Source organism: Streptomyces sp. NPDC047002 (assembly GCF_040704505.1).
GTDB lineage: Bacteria > Actinomycetota > Actinomycetes > Streptomycetales > Streptomycetaceae > Streptomyces.
Map to the genome: position 1 here is coordinate 36,287 of NZ_JBEYWC010000035.1, position 17,072 is coordinate 53,358.

The following is a 17,072-nucleotide window of genomic DNA, read 5'->3' on the forward strand; positions in this document are numbered from 1 at the left end:
GTCCGCCTCGGCCCCGCCGGGCCGGGCGGCCGGGGCGTGGCGGCGGGCCAGGGTTCGGCAGCGGGAAGTGCCCGCGGGCGTGTCAGCGGTCGGCGGTCGGCAGGGGCTGGTGGAAGTAGGGCGACGTGCCCGCCTTCCGGTAGCCCCGGAGCGCGGGGCCGTGGTCCGCCCGCAGGTCGCAGTCGGGTCCCGGCACGGGGCTGTCCCACTGGACCATCGCCTTCACCGCCGGGAGGTGGGGCGCCGCGTCGGGTATGTGCTCGTACCAGTCCTGCTGCCGGTCGGGGTCGGCCGGGTCGGGTGCCGTGCTGAACTCCGCCAGCATCAGGGGCTTGGACGCCGAGATGTTCTTCCGCAGCCAGTCGTAGGAGGGCTGCTGGCTCCGGCGGAAGTCCAGCCAGTCCTGCGACGTGTGGCAGAGGTAGTAGTTGTACTGGTCCATGCCGATCCAGTCGACGTAGGCGTCCCCCGGATACAGCTGCCGCATCAGTTCCTTGTGGCCGAGGTAGCCGGAGACCGTCCACACCCAGACCGCGTTGTCCACGCCCAACTGCCTGAACCGGTCGTGCACATGACGGTAGGCGGCGACGAACTCGGCGGGTGTTCCGGCGTCGGGGGTGCGGAAGTCCGCCTCCTGGTCGAAGGTGAGGAAGACCGTCTTCCCGTACTCCTTGATGCGCTCGGCCTGCGGGTCGATGATCGTGCGGTCGAAGTCCCCGGCCGCGACCCGCTCCCAACCGAGCTGTGTCTCCGTGTAGTTCCTGTGGTGCGGCTCCTTCCACACCGTCGATTCCCAGGCGAGCATCAGCATCCGCTCCTCTCCCAGCCCGCGCTCGTCGGGCGTCAGCAGCACGCCGTCCCGCTGCGTGCCGGACATGTCGTGGTACGTGTAGACGAGGTCGAGCCTGCGGCCGATCTTCGCCTCGAAGCCGTGCACCGCCTCGGCGAGCGACCCGTCCCGCGCGTACGGCACATACGCTCCCCACCAGGCCCCGCACGGCGGCTCAAGCAGCTCCGTGGGCGCACAGTCCGAGGAGGCGTCCGAGGCGCGGACGAACCACCAGGTGCCGATGCCGGCGAGCAGGGCGCCCACGGTCGCCAGCGCGAGCAGCAGCCGCGTGCGGGCCGGGCGGTGCGCCGGGACCCCTGCGGAGGGCCGTGCTCTGAGGTGTCTCATGGTCAGGGCTCTCCCCCCGCGCCGGACTCTGCGGCACCGGCGGCCTCCTCACGCCCGCCGCGTACCGCCGCCGGGAGGGGCAGGCCCGGCAGCATTGCGGCCACGGTGCAGAACACCGCGAGCGAGATCAGGAAGACCGGCGCGGAGAAGCCCCGCACGAGAAAGAGCGCGGTCGCGTCGAGCGTGGCGAGCGACCAGCTCAGCGGTGCCGCGAGGGCCAGGGCCTCCAGGCGGGCCGCCGGGCGCGGCGTCCCCCGCTGGGGGTGGAGGACGGCGAGGCCGGGCCCGAAGGTGACGAACAGCAGGACGGGGGCCCAGCGCAGGAAGTCGCCGCCGGGCAGCAGGGTCGCGGCGAGCGCCACCCATCCGGAGAGCACGAGGACGGCTCTGAGCTGTGCCTGAGTGCGGTTCATGGTGTGACGGGCCTCCTGGCCGCTGGGGCGGTGGATCGACGGGGCAGTGGATCGGCGGGCAGTGGGGCGGTGGATCGACGGGCAGTGGATCGACGGGCGGTGGGGCGGTGGATCGACCGGGGCGGCAGGGCGGTGGGGTGTGCCTGTCGGGAGGGGCCGGGTCAGGGCTCGACATCGGGTGGGAGTGCCTCGGGGGTGGTCGGCACCGGCAGGTGCTGGAGGAGCAGTCCGTGGCTGGTGTCCTCGACGACCTTGAAGTGCGGGGACGCCCTGAGCGCCGCGACCAGCCGGTCGTAGCCGCCGGGCGGCAGGTAGCCCTCGCCCTGGACGGCGTCGCGCTGCGTCGGGGTGAGGAGGACGAAGGCCGGGCAGCCCGCGGGTATCCCCTCGGCGAGGTAGTCGCCCGGGTCCTTCAGCAGCTGCCGGTTCGCGCTGGCGTCCTGCTCGGTGAAGAACCAGTGGTCGTAGTGGTTGTAGTGGTAGTACGCGCCGGGGAACGAGCCCGTGGCCGCCATCACCAGCGACCCGGTCGGCGCCCGGTCGTAGGCGCGCTCCACGAAGGACACCTCCTGCGGCGGCGCGTACTGCATGGCCTCCTTGCCGTAGTAGGACGGGAGGAAGCCCGCGAGCAGGACGAGGACTCCGGCGGGCAGCGCGACGACCATCACGCGCTGGGCGACCCTGCGTGCCCTTCCCGCGTAGGCCGCGGAGGGCACCAGCGCGGCGGCGGCGAAGAACGCCGAGCCGGGCAGCCCGAACAGGTAGACCCGGAAGACCATTTCGCCGCCGTAGTTGTTCACCGCGAGCAGCGGCGCGGGGGCGAGCGCGGCGAGCAGCAGCGGCAGGGCGGACCGGGCGAGCCGGCGGCGCAGCAGGACCGCCGCCACGGCGAGCACCCCGAGCGACACCACCATCACGACGTTGACCAGGCCGACCAGTTCGGCGCCCGCGCCGGTCGGATTGCCGCCGATGCCCGGCTTGGCGTTGCTCAGCAGGTCGCCGAGCTGCCCGCTGAGGGTCTTCATCGTGTCGACGAACAACGGTCGGCCCATCGTGAGGTCCCAGACCCCCATGACGGCGACGGCGGTCACGAACAGCCCGATGTTGCGGTAGCGCCGGGTGAGGCAGAACGCGAACAGGGTCACGCACAGCATCACCGGCGTCAGCTGGTGCGCGGAGTTGATCGCGGCGATCAGCGGCGCAAGCAGCACGACGCCGACCGCGCGCTGCCGCCAGGTCGTCGACGGCGGCACGGGGGCGGCCGCCGGGTCGAGTACCTCCCGGTCGCGCAGCGGGCCCGCCGTGCCCGGCCGCACGAAGTGCCGCAGCACCACCGCGAAGACCGCGAGGAACAGCACATAGGCGAACCCCTGCGGCGACAGGTAGTCCTGGCCCACCCAGTTGGCGAGCTGGAAGATCCACACCGCCGTCCACACGAGACGCCAGTCGTCGGTGAACGTGCGGTAGAGGAGCACGAGGACCGGCAGCGTCAGGGCGCCGTAGATGACGGGGGCCCAGTTGGTGTAGACGGCGGCGCCGTGCACCCCGAAGGCGCGGATGAGGGCGGCGTTGAGGGAGAAGAAACCGGGCCACTGGTCGTAGGCGGACATGCCGCCGTTCAGCTGGTGGTGCGGGTGGACCGTGCCCTCGGTGAGCAGCCGCGCGATGACCGCGTCGTGCTTCGACGCCCACGCGTAGCGCACCGTGTCGTACAGCAGCGCCGTGGGGGCCTTCAGCGCGAACAGCATCCCGAGGCTGTAGGCGCACGGCCACCAGGGGGCCGTGCCCGCCCGGCGCAGCGAGGCGACGAATCCGACGGTGAGGACGGCCAGCGCCGCGTAGAACGCGACGGGGAAGCGGTCGAGCAGCCCGAAGTCGCCCATGTCGTGGAAGCGGATCCTCGGCAGCGACCAGGCCCACAGCGCCGCGCCCGCGGGTAACGGCAGCCAGGTCAGCAGCCGGACGGGGCCGACGGGCAGGCGTCTCGCGCCCTCCCGGGCGACCGGCGCGCCGTGCGCGCCGCCCGGCGCGGTCATCTCGTGCTGTGCCACCGTCCTGATCCCCCTGTCGTGCTGTCGTGCTTGTCGGTCACGCCTTCGGTGTCGCGCCGCCGGTCCGCCGTGCCTCTCTGCCGCCTCCCTGCCCCGGTGATGCGGAGCGCCGCCTCCCTGCCCCGGTGATGCGGAGCGCCGCCTCCCGGCCCCGGTGGTGCGGAGCATCGGCGCCGTCCGGCCTCCGGCGTGCGGGCCCGGCGCCGGCTACCCCGCGAACTCCGGGCCGAAAACCCGCGCCCTGGCCCGGCGGTAGAGCCGCCAGCCGACCGTCCTCGCGGCGTCGGGGAACGGCGCCACCCGGGCGCCCTCCCCCGCCATCCACGCGGCCACGTCCGCCGCGGTGTGGGAGCGGCGCAGGATGAGCCGCGCCATCCGGAACGGTTCGTCGGCCGTCGAGCTGAGGGCGTGTCGCACGGCGGCGGCCGACGCGTATCCGGCGGTGCGCGCCGCGGTGCGCACGGCGCGGCTGCTGTAGCCGTGGGGGTAGGCGAGGTGGTCCACGGCGTGCCCGAGGGCGTCCTCCAACACGTCCTTGGACTCGCGCAGTTCGCGACGGAGCGCGGCAGCGGGCAGCGTGTCGAGCTGGGCGTGCGTCACGGTGTGCGCTCCGATCTCGATGCCGCGCTCCTCCAGCGATACCAGCCGGGTGAGCGACATCATCGGCGCAGGCGGCAGCAGGCTGCCGCGTCCCGGGATGCCGGCCCCTCGGGTGAGGGCGCCGGTCGTGAGGTAGGCGGTGGCGGGCAGGGAGCGGGCCGCGAGCGCGTCGGCCGTCGGGCCCTGCAGGTCGGCGAATCCGTCGTCGAAGGTCAACACCACTGGCCGAGCGGGGAGTTGCCCCTGGCCGGTGAGCGCCGCCGCGAACGCGCCCGCGGTGACCGGTGTGCGGCCGGAGGCGGCCACGGCGTCCAGTTGGGCCGCGAACTCCCGGGGCCCGACCGTGAACTCCGCGATCCAGGCGGGCGGCTCGTCCGTCACCGCGTGGTACAGCAGCACGGGGACCGGGGTCACGACCATCGCCGCCTCCCCCGCCAGGCGGCACGGGCCCGCAGATAGCCGAGGGGCCCGTACAGCATGCCCCGGCGTTCGAGCCGGGAGAGCGAGCGGGGCCAGGGGTGGCTCTGCGCCCCGTGCGTCCACGGCGCCGGTGCCTGCCCCTGTCCGCCGGAGCGGGGCGCGGTGAGGGCCCTGGCGTGCGCCAGGCCGCGCGGGAGCCGGGCGAGCAGCGCGGGCAGCAGGGCGGGCCGGCGCGCGAGGACCGCGGTGAGATAGGCCGTGAGCCCCGCCCCGTAGCCGAACGCCTGGTTCCTGAGGTCCTGCCAGGTCTCGCGGTGGTGGTGCCAGACCAGTGCGTCCGGGGTGTACCTCAGGTGGTGGCCCCCGGCGAGGATTCTGACGAAGCCGTACAGGTCGTCACCGCCCCTGGCGGGGGTGCCTGTGCCCGTGGCCGGGTCGAAGCCGCCCACGGCCCGCAGGGCGGACACACGGAACGCCATGTTGGCCCCGGAGCCGAAGCTGCCCGCGGCGAACGGGAACAGCGGCTCGTCGGCGGGCGGCAGCGCCGGGTCGTACAACCGGGGCACGAAGCCCTTGGCGAAGCCGCCGTGGCTCTCCAGGAGTATCTGGGCCGGTGTGCCGAGGCGGGCGGGAAGGATGAGGCCCGTGGTGCAGCCGAGACGCGGATCGTCGGCGAAGGGCGTGGTGAGCGCGGTCAGCCAGTGCGGGTCGGCGACGACGTCGTCGTCCGTGAACGCGACGGCCGCCACATCGGGTGGCAGCGACGCGAGGCCCCTGTTGTGCGCCGCGGCGAGGCCGGGCACGGGCTCCCGCACATAGCCGACACGGCCGGCGAAGGGCCCCGTGACGAGATCGCGGGTGGCCCGGGTCTCCGGGGCGTTGTCCACCACGAGGACCGCGAAGTCCGGGTGGTCCTGGGCCAGCAGGGAGGTGAGGGCGCGGCCGAGGCGACCGGCGCGCTCGCGGGTGGCGACCACGACGGTCGTACGCGGCGGCGCGGCTGCCGGGTCGACCCCTGCGGGGGCCGGTGCGGGAGCCCCGGCACCCGCAGAAGGTCCGGCCCGGTAGGCGGCGGCGATCGCCTCGGCGGGCTCCGCGCCGGGCGGGACACGGGTCAGCACCGCGCCCACCGGTCTTCCGCGCAGGCGGACCAGTGCGTACACAACGCTTCCCGGCCCGGGGTCCTGGCCGCCGGGCGCGGGCACGCAGGACAGCACCGGCCCGTCCGGCCCGGCGAGATCGAGGTCGGCGACGGCGACCGCGGCGGAGCGCGGGGGTGCGGCCGCCGCGCCTCCGGGCGCGGGTCGGTGGGCGCGCGGCGATGGCTGCGGTGGCGGATTCCCGTACGGCATGGTCCCCCCTCGGTGCGGTGCCGCCTTCGGGAACGGCAAGGTCAACGTCCTGGGCCCGGCGCGGTGTTCGGCGTGCTCAATCGGGCCGTCCGGCCCGTGGGGCGGCGCGACGGCGGGCGTTCGCGGCGGCGCTGCGGGATGCGCCCGCGGCGGCGCGGCACCCTGGCTTGACGGCGGTGGCGGCGCGGTGCGGCCGCCTCGCAGGCGGCTGATGAGAAGCGTGCGGCTCTGCTCGGTGCTTTCCATACCCACTTGGACACGTGCCGTCGCCATTCGTCACGCACGGTTTCGACGATTCGTCGGCGGCGTTTCCCGCCGCGGCGTCCTGCGGGCCGTCGCCGCACGTGGTCCGCCTCATCGCGCGCGCACCCGCCCGACCTGGTTGAGCGTCCGCCGCGCGAGCGAGGCAAGCCCCGGCCTGTCCCTGACGAAGCCGTGGACGCGCCTGCCGGGCTCTCTGCTCAGCCGGTAGAGCGCGGCTCGTGGCCCCGGCCGCACCACCGCCCCCTCGTACACCGTCAGGCCGCCCGTCTTCAGCGAGTCCTTGTACTCCGCCGCCCCGCGCCCGAGGTCCAGCGTCCCGATGCCCTCGGCGGCCGCCGCCCGCGCCATCCGCAGATGGAGCACGAGTCCGGGCGAGTACTTCGCGAACGCGGTGTCGTAGGCGGGGAACCAGCAGGACAGCACCGTCCGGGAGCGCAGCCCGAAGTGCGCGGCGATCGGCCGGTCCGCCGCGTACAGCACGCTCAGGACGCCGGAACAGCCCGCGCTCCGGGTGCCGGCGAGCAGCCGCACGAGGTCGCGTATCCACTCCTTGGCGAACCGGTCGCGGCGGCCCGTCCTGCGGTACTGCGCGGACTTCCACGCCATGAGCTGCGCCAGCGCGGCCGGATCGCGCTCGTCGAAGACGAAGCGGACCTCGCCGACCTGGCGGCCGAGTCGGCGGTCCTTGGCGGTGGTCGTGCGATGGAATTTCGGCGACCGCTCGCGCAGCGCCGCCTCGTACGCCGCGAAGCCGTCCCCTATGTCCACGACAGGCGACTCGAACTCGCCGACTGCGCCCGCCATGAGGGACGTCTGGCCCTCTTCGAGGTTGTCGAACTCCCAGGCCGCGAGCGAGCAGGCGCGCAGCAGTTCGCCGGCGGCCAACCGCAGGCCCGGCCGCAGGACGGCACCCTGGCTGTCGGAGACTCCGAGGCCAAGGGCCCGGCCGCGGCCCAGCGGGCCCGCCTCGAACGGGAAGAACCCGGCGGGCTCCACGGCCGCACCAGGGCCTTCCGTCCAGTCGGCGCCCTCCCGGCCCTCGGTGATCACGGCGACCCGCGCGGCGGGCCGCACCCGGCCCACCGCGCGGGTGAACTCGGGTTCCATGAACGGATTGCCGGGAGCCCCCGACTTCGCGCGCAGCGCACGCCAGGCGTCCGCCTCGCGCTCGCTCAGCCGGCCGGGCGCGACCACCCGTATCCGCACGGCACTGCCCACAACGCTCAACTCGACCCCCCCGATCGCAGCGCACGGTCCCCCCTGCGGGCGGCACCGTCACCGGAAGCCCGCATACGGAACAGGACGTTACCGGCCCAAATCCGCCGCCGACAGGGCTTCCCCTCACGTCTGGGACCGGTGGGACGCAGGGGACGAACGGGCCGACTGCGGCGGCTCTCCGCAGCCGGGAACCGGTGCGGATCCGCGGGCGAGCGACGGAGGCGGAATGGGCGACCACCGGCGGTGCCGCAGCGCCGAGGCCGCCGTCCCACGCCGTCCTGCGCGTCTCCGGTGCGAGCACCCTTGAACCGGAACCCGTGCGCCCGCACCCGCGCCCCCGCGGAGCAGGGGGCGAGGGCCCGGGGCCCGCGGCCCCTGCGCGCTGCTCAGACCTCCCGGTGCCCGGCCCGCCAGACCGCCGAGACCAGGGGGACGCCAGGCCGGTAGGCGAGGTGGACATGGCTCGGCGCGTCGAGCAGCACGAGGTCGGCCCGGGCCCCGGGGCCGATCCGGCCCACGTCGCTGCGGCGCAGGGCGGCCGCGCCGCCGGCCGTCGCCGCCCATACCGCCTCGTCCGGGGTCATGCCCATGTCGCGCACGGCGAGCGCCACGCAGAAGGGGACGGACGAGGTGAACGACGAGCCGGGGTTGCAGTCCGAGGCGAGCGCGACCGTGGCGCCCGCGTCGAGGAGGCGGCGGGCGTCGGGCCACTCGGCGCGGGTGGAGAACTCGGCGCCCGGCAGCAGCGTGGCGACCGTGTCGCCCTGGGCGAGCGCGTCCACGTCCGCGTCGCTGAGGTGGGTGCAGTGGTCGGCCGAGGCGGCGCCGAGCTCCACCGCGAGCTGCACGCCGGGGCCGTACGTCAGCTGGTTGGCGTGGACGCGCGGCAGCAGCCCCTTCGCCATCCCCGCGGTCAGCACGGCGCGTGCCTGGTCGCCGTCGAAGGCGCCGCGCTCGCAGAAGACGTCGACCCAGCGGGCGTGCGGGGCGCAGGCGTCGAGGATGGGACCGGTGACCAGGTCGACGTACGCGCCGGGGTCGTCCGCGTACTCGGGGGCGACGATATGGGCGCCGAGGTAGGTGACTTCGTCCGTGCGGGCGGCCGCCACGCGCAGCGCGCGGGACTCGTCGGCCGCCGTGAGGCCGTAGCCGGACTTGGTCTCCATCGTCGTGGTGCCCTGGCGCAGGGCCTCGGCGAGGTAGCGGTCGAGGGTGGCGGCCAGCTCGGCGTCGGTGGCCGCGCGGGTCGCTGCCACGGTGGTGCGGATGCCGCCTGCGGAGTACGGGCGGCCGGACATCCGGGCGTTGAACTCGGCGGTGCGGTCGCCGGCGAAGACCAGGTGGGAGTGGGAGTCGACGAAGCCGGGGAGGCCCGCGCGGCCCTGCGCGTCGACCCGGTTGTCAGTGGCGGGTGCTTTGCTTGTCTCACCGACCCAGGCGATGTGGTCGCCGTCGATGACGACGGCCGCGTCCTGGATCAGGCCGAGGGGGGTTCCGTCACCGAGGGAGGGATCGTTGGTGACCAGGCGTGCGATGTTGGTGACGAGTGTCGTCATCGCGATGCTGTGTTCCTTCCGGGGACGAGCGGTGGGTGGCGGCCGGTGGCCCCGGCTGTGGCCGTGGGCCGCAGGGCCCGGCGGCCGTGGCGGCGCGGAGGACGCGGGCCGCGGCCTGCCGCGGGTCAGGGGCGCAGCGCGGCGACGGCTTCGGCGAGCGCGGTGGGCACATCGGATACGAGGGCGTGGGCCCCGTCCCGTACGACATGGCGGCCGCCGACCACGGTATGGCGCACATCGGCCGCTGACGCGGCGAATACGGCGGTCTCCGCGCCCAGTGCGGCCCGCGGCCCCGCGGTTCTGACGGAGTCGAGGGCGACGGTCGTCAGGTCCGCGAGCATGCCCTGCTCGATGCGGCCGGCGTCGGGCCGGCCGAGCGCGGCGTGACCGGTCCCCGAGGCGGCCCGCAGCAGCGCCGCCGCCGTCCAGTGGCCCCGCTTGCGGGTGCGCAGGCGCTCGTCGAGCTCCATGGCGCGGGCCTCTTCGAGCAGGTCGATGACGGCGTGGCTGTCGCTGCCGAGGGAGAGGGGGGAGCCGGCGGCCTCCAGGGCGACGGCGGGCCCGATGCCGTCGGCGAGGTCGCGCTCGGTGGTGGGGCACATGCAGGTGCCGGTGCGCGAGGCGCCGAGGAGGGCGATGTCCTCTTCGGTGAGGTGCGTGGCGTGCACGGCGGTGGTGCGCGGGCCGAGCACGCCGTGGTCGGCGAGGAGCCTGGTCGGGGTGCGGCCGTGCGCGGCGAGGCAGGCGTCGTTCTCCGCGGTCTGCTCGGAGAGGTGGACGTGCAGGGGCGCGGAGCGGGCCTCGGCCCAGGCGGCGACGGCGCCCAACTGGCCCGGGGGCACGGCGCGCACGGAGTGCACGGCGGCGCCGACGAGCGCCTGGTCGGGGTCGGGTGTCCGCAGCGCGGAGACGCGTTCGGCCCAGGCGTCCGCGGTGCCGTCGGAGAAGCGGAGCTGCTCGGGAGTGGGCGGCTCGCCCGCCGGGTCCGTGGCGGACAGTCCGGAGGAGAGGTAGAGCGTGTCGAGGAGGGTGATGCGGATGCCCGCTTCCGCGGCGGCGGCCATGAGGGCCTCGCCCATGGCGTTGGGGTCGGAGTAGGGGGTGCCGCCGGGCGCGTGGTGCAGGTAGTGGAATTCGCCGACGGCGGTGATGCCCGCGAGGGCCATCTCCGCGTAGGCGGCCCTGGCGAGGGCGTGGTAGGTGTCGGGGGTGAGGCGGCCCGCCGTCCGGTACATGACGTCGCGCCAGGTCCAGAAGGTGCCGCTGCCGACCTGGACCTCGGAGCGCAGGGCGCGGTGGAAGGCGTGGCTGTGGGCGTTGGCGAGGCCCGGCAGGGTGAGGCCGCGCAGCGCGGTCGCGCCGGGTGGCGTGGCCGGTGTCCCGGTGCGCACGCCGGCGATGCGTCCTGCCGCGGTCTCGACCGTGACGCCCGGCTCGACGCGGTCGCCGAGCCAGGCGTGTTCGAGCCAGTAGGTGGCGGCGCCTGCGGTGCTCATGCGCACGCGAGTCCTTCCAGTACGTCGGCGAGGGCGCGCACACCGGCCACGCAGTCGTCCTCGGCCGCGGTCTCGGCCGGGGCGTGCGAGACGCCGGTGGGGTTGCGTACGAACAGCATGGCGGTGGGGACGGACGCGGACAGGATGCCCGCGTCGTGTCCGGCACCCGAGTCGATCACGGGAAGCGAGGTGGTGGAGCGGGCTTCGAGGATCCGGGCGAGTTCGTCGCGCAGCGCGTGGCCGAACTCGACGCTCGGGGTGAAGGACTCGCGTACGACGGCGAGTTCGACGCCGGAGCGGGTGGCGGCTTCGCGGGCCGCCGCCTCGACGGCGGCGACGACGGTGTCGAGGGACGCCGGGTCGGCGGCGCGTGAGTCGAGCCAGGCACTGACGAGGGAGGGGATGGCGTTGACGCCGTTCGGCTGGATGAGGACCTTGCCGAAGGTGGCGAGGGCCCCGGCGAGTTCCGCCTCGCGGCGGGCCGCGAGGACGGTCTCCGCGTAGGGGAGCGTGGGGTCCCTGCGGTCCGCGAGGCGGGTGGTGCCCGCATGGTTGCCCTCGCCGCGGAAGTCGAAGCGCCAGCGGCCGTGCGGCCAGATGGCGGAGGCGAGTCCGACAGGGGCGCCGGTGAGGTCGAGGGCGCGGCCCTGCTCGACGTGGAGCTCCACCAGGGCGCCGATGCGGCCGAGCCGCTCGGGGTCTGCGCCTATGGCGTCGGGGTCCTGTCCCGCGGCCTCCATGGCCTGCGGCAGCGTGGTGCCGTCGGCGGCGCGCAGGGCGTGGGCCTGGGCGCGGGTGAGCTGTCCCGCGGACAGCCGGGAGCCGACGCAGGCGACGCCGAAGCGGGCGCCCTCCTCGTCGCCGAAGGCGGTGATGGCGAGGGGCTTGACGGGCCGGGCGCCGCGGGCGCGCAGTTCGTCGAGGGCCGCGAAGGCGGAGACCACGCCGAGGGGGCCGTCGAAGGCGCCGCCGTCCGGGACGGAGTCGAGGTGGGAGCCGGTGACGACGGCGTCGCCCGCGTCCGGGTCGCCGAGCCAGGCCCAGAGGTTGCCGTTGCGGTCGGTCTCGTGGCGCAGGCCGCGTGCCTCGGCCTGGTCGCGGAACCAGGCGCGGCAGTCGAGGTCGGCGCCGGTCCACGCGTAGCGGCGGTAGCCGCCTGTGCCGGGGTCCTTGCCGATGCGGGCGAGCTCCGCCCACATCGTCTGGAAGGAGGGGACGCTCACTTGGTCTCCTCCGCGGCCTGCTCGCGCATGGGGACGCGGACGCCCTTGGCCTCGGCGACGGTCTCGGCCTCCTCGTAGCCGGCGTCGACATGGCGGATGACGCCCATGCCGGGGTCGTTGGTGAGGACGCGGCGGATCTTCTCGCCCGCGAGCTGGGTGCCGTCGGCGACGGTGACCTGGCCCGCGTGCAGGGAGCGGCCCATGCCGACGCCGCCGCCGTGGTGGATGGAGACCCAGGAGGCACCGGAGGAGACATTGACCATGGCGTTGAGCAACGGCCAGTCGGCGATGGCGTCGGAGCCGTCGCGCATGGCCTCGGTCTCGCGGTACGGGGAGGCGACGGAGCCCGTGTCGAGGTGGTCGCGGCCGATGGCGAGCGGGGCGGCGAGTTCGCCGGAGGCCACCATGTCGTTGAAGCGCTCGCCGGCGCGGTCGCGTTCGCCGTAGCCGAGCCAGCAGATGCGGGCGGGCAGGCCCTGGAAGTGGACGCGTTCCTGAGCCATGGTGATCCAGCGGTGGAGGGACTCGTTCTCCGGGAAGAGGTCGAGGATCGCCTTGTCCGTCTTGTGGATGTCGGAGGCCTCGCCGGACAGGGCGGCCCAGCGGAAGGGGCCCTTGCCCTCGCAGAACAGCGGGCGGATGTAGGCGGGGACGAAGCCCGGGTAGTCGAAGGCGCGCTCGTAGCCGGCGAGCTTGGCCTCGCCGCGCAGGGAGTTGCCGTAGTCGAAGACCTCGGCGCCGGCGTCCTGGAAGCCGACCATGGCCTCGACGTGGCGCGCCATGGACTCGCGGGCCCTGGCGGTGAAGTCTGCGGGCTTCTCGGCCGCGTAGGCGGCCATGTCGTCGAAGTCGACGCCGACGGGCAGGTAGGAGAGGGGGTCGTGGGCGGAGGTCTGGTCGGTGACGATGTCGACGGGCGCGCCCTCGGCGAGCATCCTCGGCAGCACCTCGGCCGCGTTGCCGAGCAGGCCGATGGAGAGCGGGCGGCGGGCGTCGCGGGCCTCGACGGCGAGCTGGAGGGCGTGTTCGACGCTGTCGGCGCGCACGTCGAGGTAGCGGTGCTCGATGCGGCGCTCGATGGCGCGCGGGTCGACGTCGACGCAGAGGGCGACGCCGTCGTTCATGGTGACGGCGAGGGGCTGGGCGCCGCCCATGCCCCCGAGTCCCGCGGTGAGGGTGATCGTCCCGGCGAGCGTGCCGCCGAAGCGCTTGGCGGCGACGGCCGCGAAGGTCTCGTAGGTGCCCTGGAGGATGCCCTGGGTACCGATGTAGATCCAGGAGCCTGCGGTCATCTGCCCGTACATGGTCAGGCCGAGGGCTTCGAGGCGGCGGAACTCCTCCCAGTTCGCCCAGTCGCCGACGAGGTTGGAGTTGGCGATGAGGACGCGCGGGGCCCACTCGTGGGTCTGCATCACGCCGACGGGGCGGCCGGACTGGACGAGCATCGTCTCGTCCTGCTTCAGGGTGCGCAGCGTGCGGACCATGGCGTCGAAGGAGCGCCAGTCGCGGGCGGCCTTGCCGGTGCCGCCGTAGACGACGAGCTTCTCGGGGTGCTCGGCCACCTCGGGGTCGAGGTTGTTCTGGAGCATGCGCAGGGCGGCCTCCTGCTGCCATCCCAGGGCGCTGAGCTGGGGGCCGCGCGGGGCCCTGACGATGCGGGGCTCTGACATGGCGGGTGACTCCTCCGCGAGCGATCCGGCGGCGTGGTGGACCGGGTGTCCACGTCCGGTTATTCACATCCTGACTGGATGAATATTCTTAGTCAACAGGGTCGGTCGGGCCAACCGGGCCATCGAGCATGATGGGCACATGCACAAGGGCGAGACAGAGACCGACATGACCGACATACGGGACTCCGCGTCCGGCCGGGGCGCGGCGGCGGCAGCACGGCGGCACCGCGCGGTGCGCGCCGCCGTGGCCGAGGGCCTGATCAGCGACGGGCAGCCGGTCGTCGGGCTGCTCGACGTGGCGGGCATCAGGGAGTCCGTCGCCGCGCTGCGCACGGCGTTCGACGAGGCGCTGCCGCCGGGGACGCCCGTGCTGCACGCGTTCGCGGTGAAGGCGTCGCCGCTGGTGCCCGTGGTGCGGCTGCTGCGCGAGCTGGGGGTCGGCGCGGAGGTCGCGAGCCCCGGCGAGCTGGCGCTCGCCCGGGCCGCCGGGGTGCCGGTGGCGGCGACCGTGCTCGACTCGCCGGCGAAGACCACCGCCGAGCTGCGGGAGGCGCTGTCGCTCGGCATCGCGGTCAACGCCGACAACGCGCAGGAGCTGGCCAGGCTCGACGCGCTCGTGGCCGAGCTCGGCACCCGCTCGCCGCTGGGCGTCCGGGTCAACCCGCAGACCGGCACGGGGTCCATCGGCGCGCTGTCCACGGCGACGTCCACGTCGAAGTTCGGCGTGGCGCTGCGGGACCCGGGGGTGCGGGAGTGGGTCGTCGAGGCGTACGTGCGGCGGCCGTGGCTGACCCGGCTGCACGCGCACTCCGGCTCGCAGGGCGTGCCGCTGAAGCTGATCGCCGAGGGCATAGCGGCGCTGTACGGGCTCGCCGAGGAGATCAACGAGGCGGCGGGCCGCCGGCAGGTCGACACGCTCGACATCGGCGGCGGCCTCCCGGTGAACTTCGCCTCCGACGAGCACACCCCGGGCTTCGCCGCGTACGTGGGCGCGCTGCGGGAGGCGGTCCCCGGCCTGTTCGACGGGCGGTACGGGCTGGTGACGGAGTTCGGCAGGTCGCTGCTCGCCAAGCACGGCACGGTCCTCGCGAAGGTCGAGTACACCAAGTCGGCGGGCGCCCGGCCGATCGCCGTGACGCACGCGGGCGTGCAGGTCGCCACACGCACGGTGTACGCGCCGGAGTCGTGGCCGCTGCGCATCGCCGCGTACGACGCCGAGGGCGCGCCGCGCACCGGCGAGCCGGTCGCGCAGGACGTGGCGGGCCCCGCCTGCTTCGCGGGCGACCTGCTGGCGACGGACCGGCCGCTGCCGCGGATCCGGCAGGGTGACGTGGTGGCCGCGCTCGACACCGGCGCGTACTACTTCGCCCACCACTACGCGTACAACAGCCTGCCGAGGCCGGGGGTGTACGGCTTCACGGAGGGCCCCGCGGGCACGCCGGGCGTGCGCTTCGCCACGGTGCGCACGCCCCAGACGGTCGACGAGATCGTCGCCGAGTCCGGCGCGGCCCACACGGACGCGCTGCTGCGCTAGCCCCGCGGCGCCGGCGCTCCCGCGGCGCCGAGCACCCGCGCGACGCCCGACGCCCCACCGTCTCCCGCCGCGACGCCCGCCGCCCGTCCCCCGACGCCCGTCCCCCCGTCGCCCTCGTCGCGATGCCCGGCGAAACGGGCAGTTGCGGTCGGGGGCGGTCGGGATCGGACAGGTTTTTGCATATGCCAGGTTCATAACTGGATTCCTGTGAAGGAAAAGGCCGGACTTCCCTCCCACGGCGTGCGCTGTGCGTAGTGTCGCCGTCACGGATTCCGCACGACTGTGCGTCAGGACATCCGTCTGGGGGAGGGAGTGCGCGTGTCCGGAATCGACGCATGCCTGGACGAGGCCATGGCCCTGCCGGGGGCGCGCGGCGCGGCGGTCGTCGACTGGACGAGCGGGCTCGCGCTCGGCACCGCGGGCGAGCCGCCCGGCGGCGACCCGGAGGCCGCGGCCGCCGAGACGGCGGAACTGGCGCGCGCGGCGGCCGAGTTCCCGACGTTCGCACCGGACGCACGGGAGGGCACGGCATCGGAGCCCCGGTCCGCGGAAGGCGCGGCGCCCGGGCCCCCGCCCGGCGCGGGGAGCGGTGCGGCGGGCGGCAAGGGCCTGCCCGTCGAGGACGTGATCGTCTCCACCCGCGACGGCTACCACGTGCTGTGCTTCGTGGAGACGACGTTCGACAGCAGTGTCTTCCTGCACCTCTGGCTCGACCGGGACACCGGCAACCTCGCGCTGGCCCGCATACGCCTGCGGCAGCTCGCGGAACGGCTGGTGCTCGGATGACCGCCGCGCGCTCCGTCCCCCCGATGCTGCTGCGCCTCGCCGAGGAGCGCGCCACCGGCGCCCTGCTGCGCGACCACGGCACCCTGTATCTCGTCGAGGGGCGGGTCGTGCACGCGGAGAGCCCGGCGGCGCCCGGCGTCGACGTGCTGCTCACCGCGGGCGGGCGGCTCGCGCCCACCGCGTGGCGTGAGGCGGTCGACCGGGCGGGGGCCCGCCGCGAGGTGGCACGCTACCTGGTCGACAGCGGCCGGGTGCGCGGGGGCGAACTCGAACTGTGCCATGTGGGCGCGGTGTTCGACGCGGCGTTCTTCGCGCTTGCGCCGGGGAGCGGGCCGACCAGGTTCAGGTACGGGGCCGCGCACTGGTTCGGCACCGTACGGCCCGTGTCGGCCGCGGCCGTCGAGCGCGAGACGCTCCGCCGCCGCGAACTCCTCGACAGCGTCTGGCCCGACCAGAGCGTCGACACCGCACCGGTCGTCGCCCGCGAGCCCGCACCGGGGCAGGCCGTGCCGCACAGGCAGCGCGCCGTGCTCGCGCTGGCCGACGGCACCAAGTCGCCCGCCGCGATCGCGTGGGCGCTGGGCCGCCCCGCCTTCCACACCCTGCTGGACATCCGCAGGCTCGCCGCCGCGGGACTCCTGGACACGCCCCGGGAGGCCCGCACCCCGCCGCAGGCCGCGGGGGCCGTGCCCGCCTGGGTCGCGACGGTCTCCGACGACCCCGACATCGCGCTGCTGCGCAGGCTGCGCGACGCACTGGAGGCGACCCTGTGACCCCCCGCTCCCCCGCCCCGACGAGCCCGTCATGAGGCGCACGCTGCGGCAGCGCGCCGAGAGGAGACAGCTGATGACGGCAGAGGCCGACGTACTCGGCGAGCTGCGGCGCCTGCGGGCGCGCCTGCCCCAGGTGACCGGCGCGCTCGCGGCGAGCGTCGACGGGCTCGTGCTCGCCCGGGAGGCCGCGGGCGCCGAGGCGGAGAGCGTGGCCGCGCTGACCGCGGCGGCTCTCGGGGTGGCGCAGCGGCTGACCGGCGCCACCGGCCAGGGCGCCTTCCGCGAGCTGCTCGTACGGGGCGAGGACGGCTACGTCGCCACGTACGCGGCGGGCGCGTCGGCGGTCCTGACCCTGGTGGCCGAGCCGAGGACCAACGTGGGCCGCCTGCATCTGGAGGCCCGCAGGTCGAGCGCGCGCATCGGTGAGCTGGTGGACGGCGCCCTCGACCGATTGGAGAACGCCTGAGCGATGACCCCTGCTCGTGCGAAACCCCCCACATCCCCTGTGAGACGCGGCCGCAGAGCGCCGAAGGCGGCGG

Annotated in this window: 14 protein-coding genes; 4 read left to right on the top strand and 10 right to left on the bottom strand. The window is 74.9% G+C overall.

Annotated elements, in window-relative coordinates; translation table 11 throughout:
- Positions 1 to 82: 82 nt before the first annotated feature.
- From AB0910_RS26220 to hutU, 10 genes are all read right to left on the bottom strand, one after another.
- Complete coding sequence (locus AB0910_RS26220) at positions 83 to 1,177, bottom strand: glycosyl hydrolase (protein WP_366747104.1); 1,095 nt, start codon at positions 1,175 to 1,177, stop codon at positions 83 to 85.
- Positions 1,178 to 1,179: 2 nt separating this feature from the next.
- Positions 1,180 to 1,590, bottom strand: coding sequence for a hypothetical protein (locus tag AB0910_RS26225; RefSeq protein WP_366747105.1), 411 nt, complete (start codon positions 1,588 to 1,590; stop codon positions 1,180 to 1,182).
- 161 nt (positions 1,591 to 1,751) lie between these two features.
- Positions 1,752 to 3,641, bottom strand: coding sequence for a hypothetical protein (locus AB0910_RS26230; RefSeq protein ID WP_366747106.1), 1,890 nt, complete (start codon positions 3,639 to 3,641; stop codon positions 1,752 to 1,754).
- 207 nt (positions 3,642 to 3,848) lie between these two features.
- A complete protein-coding gene (locus AB0910_RS26235; protein WP_366747107.1) occupies positions 3,849 to 4,661 on the bottom strand; it encodes a polysaccharide deacetylase family protein in 813 nt (270 codons plus the stop codon).
- Positions 4,652 to 6,013 carry a glycosyltransferase gene (locus AB0910_RS26240; RefSeq protein ID WP_366747108.1) on the bottom strand — a complete coding sequence of 454 codons (1,362 nt, stop codon included), beginning with the start codon at positions 6,011 to 6,013 and terminating at the stop codon, positions 4,652 to 4,654. Before AB0910_RS26240 ends, AB0910_RS26235 begins: the two co-directional genes overlap by 10 nt.
- 354 nt (positions 6,014 to 6,367) lie before the next feature.
- Positions 6,368 to 7,504: a GNAT family N-acetyltransferase gene (locus tag AB0910_RS26245; RefSeq protein ID WP_366747109.1), complete on the bottom strand. Its 1,137-nt coding sequence runs from the start codon at positions 7,502 to 7,504 to the stop codon at positions 6,368 to 6,370.
- A gap of 377 nt (positions 7,505 to 7,881) precedes the next feature.
- Positions 7,882 to 9,051, bottom strand: a complete 1,170-nt coding sequence (gene hutI / locus AB0910_RS26250) for an imidazolonepropionase (protein ID WP_366747110.1) — start codon at positions 9,049 to 9,051, stop codon at positions 7,882 to 7,884.
- Between the two features lie 125 nt (positions 9,052 to 9,176).
- The gene (locus AB0910_RS26255) at positions 9,177 to 10,547 is read right to left on the bottom strand and encodes a formimidoylglutamate deiminase (protein ID WP_366747111.1); all 1,371 of its coding nucleotides are present in this window, start codon (positions 10,545 to 10,547) and stop codon (positions 9,177 to 9,179) included.
- Complete coding sequence (locus AB0910_RS26260; RefSeq protein ID WP_366747140.1) at positions 10,544 to 11,746, bottom strand: allantoate amidohydrolase; 1,203 nt, start codon at positions 11,744 to 11,746, stop codon at positions 10,544 to 10,546. The genes AB0910_RS26255 and AB0910_RS26260 overlap by 4 nt, the downstream gene beginning before the upstream one ends.
- Positions 11,747 to 11,766: 20 nt before the next feature.
- Positions 11,767 to 13,440: a urocanate hydratase gene (gene hutU / locus AB0910_RS26265; protein ID WP_366747112.1), complete on the bottom strand. Its 1,674-nt coding sequence runs from the start codon at positions 13,438 to 13,440 to the stop codon at positions 11,767 to 11,769.
- A 166-nt stretch (positions 13,441 to 13,606) separates the two neighbouring features.
- Between hutU and AB0910_RS26270 the strand changes: the two genes are divergently transcribed.
- From AB0910_RS26270 to AB0910_RS26285, 4 genes are all read left to right on the top strand, one after another.
- Positions 13,607 to 14,974, top strand: a complete 1,368-nt coding sequence (locus tag AB0910_RS26270; RefSeq protein WP_366747113.1) for a diaminopimelate decarboxylase — start codon at positions 13,607 to 13,609, stop codon at positions 14,972 to 14,974.
- Positions 14,975 to 15,292: 318 nt separating this feature from the next.
- Positions 15,293 to 15,760 carry a hypothetical protein gene (locus tag AB0910_RS26275; protein WP_366747114.1) on the top strand — a complete coding sequence of 156 codons (468 nt, stop codon included), beginning with the start codon at positions 15,293 to 15,295 and terminating at the stop codon, positions 15,758 to 15,760.
- Positions 15,757 to 16,533 (top strand): transcriptional regulator, encoded by a 777-nt coding sequence (locus tag AB0910_RS26280; protein ID WP_366747115.1) that lies wholly within the window; start codon positions 15,757 to 15,759, stop codon positions 16,531 to 16,533. The genes AB0910_RS26275 and AB0910_RS26280 overlap by 4 nt, the downstream gene beginning before the upstream one ends.
- Positions 16,534 to 16,606: 73 nt before the next feature.
- Positions 16,607 to 16,999 (top strand): roadblock/LC7 domain-containing protein, encoded by a 393-nt coding sequence (locus AB0910_RS26285; protein ID WP_366747116.1) that lies wholly within the window; start codon positions 16,607 to 16,609, stop codon positions 16,997 to 16,999.
- The last annotated feature ends 73 nt before the right edge of the window (positions 17,000 to 17,072 follow it).

Coding starts and splice junctions, on each gene's coding strand:
- hutI (WP_366747110.1), bottom strand. CDS start 9,051: ATGACGACACTCGTCACCAACATCGCACGCCTGGTCACCAACGATCCC.
- AB0910_RS26280 (WP_366747115.1), top strand. CDS start 15,757: ATGACCGCCGCGCGCTCCGTCCCCCCGATGCTGCTGCGCCTCGCCGAG.
- AB0910_RS26270 (WP_366747113.1), top strand. CDS start 13,607: ATGACCGACATACGGGACTCCGCGTCCGGCCGGGGCGCGGCGGCGGCA.
- hutU (WP_366747112.1), bottom strand. CDS start 13,440: ATGTCAGAGCCCCGCATCGTCAGGGCCCCGCGCGGCCCCCAGCTCAGC.
- AB0910_RS26220 (WP_366747104.1), bottom strand. CDS start 1,177: ATGAGACACCTCAGAGCACGGCCCTCCGCAGGGGTCCCGGCGCACCGC.
- AB0910_RS26235 (WP_366747107.1), bottom strand. CDS start 4,661: ATGGTCGTGACCCCGGTCCCCGTGCTGCTGTACCACGCGGTGACGGAC.
- AB0910_RS26225 (WP_366747105.1), bottom strand. CDS start 1,590: ATGAACCGCACTCAGGCACAGCTCAGAGCCGTCCTCGTGCTCTCCGGA.
- AB0910_RS26240 (WP_366747108.1), bottom strand. CDS start 6,013: ATGCCGTACGGGAATCCGCCACCGCAGCCATCGCCGCGCGCCCACCGA.
- AB0910_RS26260 (WP_366747140.1), bottom strand. CDS start 11,746: ATGTGGGCGGAGCTCGCCCGCATCGGCAAGGACCCCGGCACAGGCGGC.
- AB0910_RS26255 (WP_366747111.1), bottom strand. CDS start 10,547: ATGAGCACCGCAGGCGCCGCCACCTACTGGCTCGAACACGCCTGGCTC.
- AB0910_RS26285 (WP_366747116.1), top strand. CDS start 16,607: ATGACGGCAGAGGCCGACGTACTCGGCGAGCTGCGGCGCCTGCGGGCG.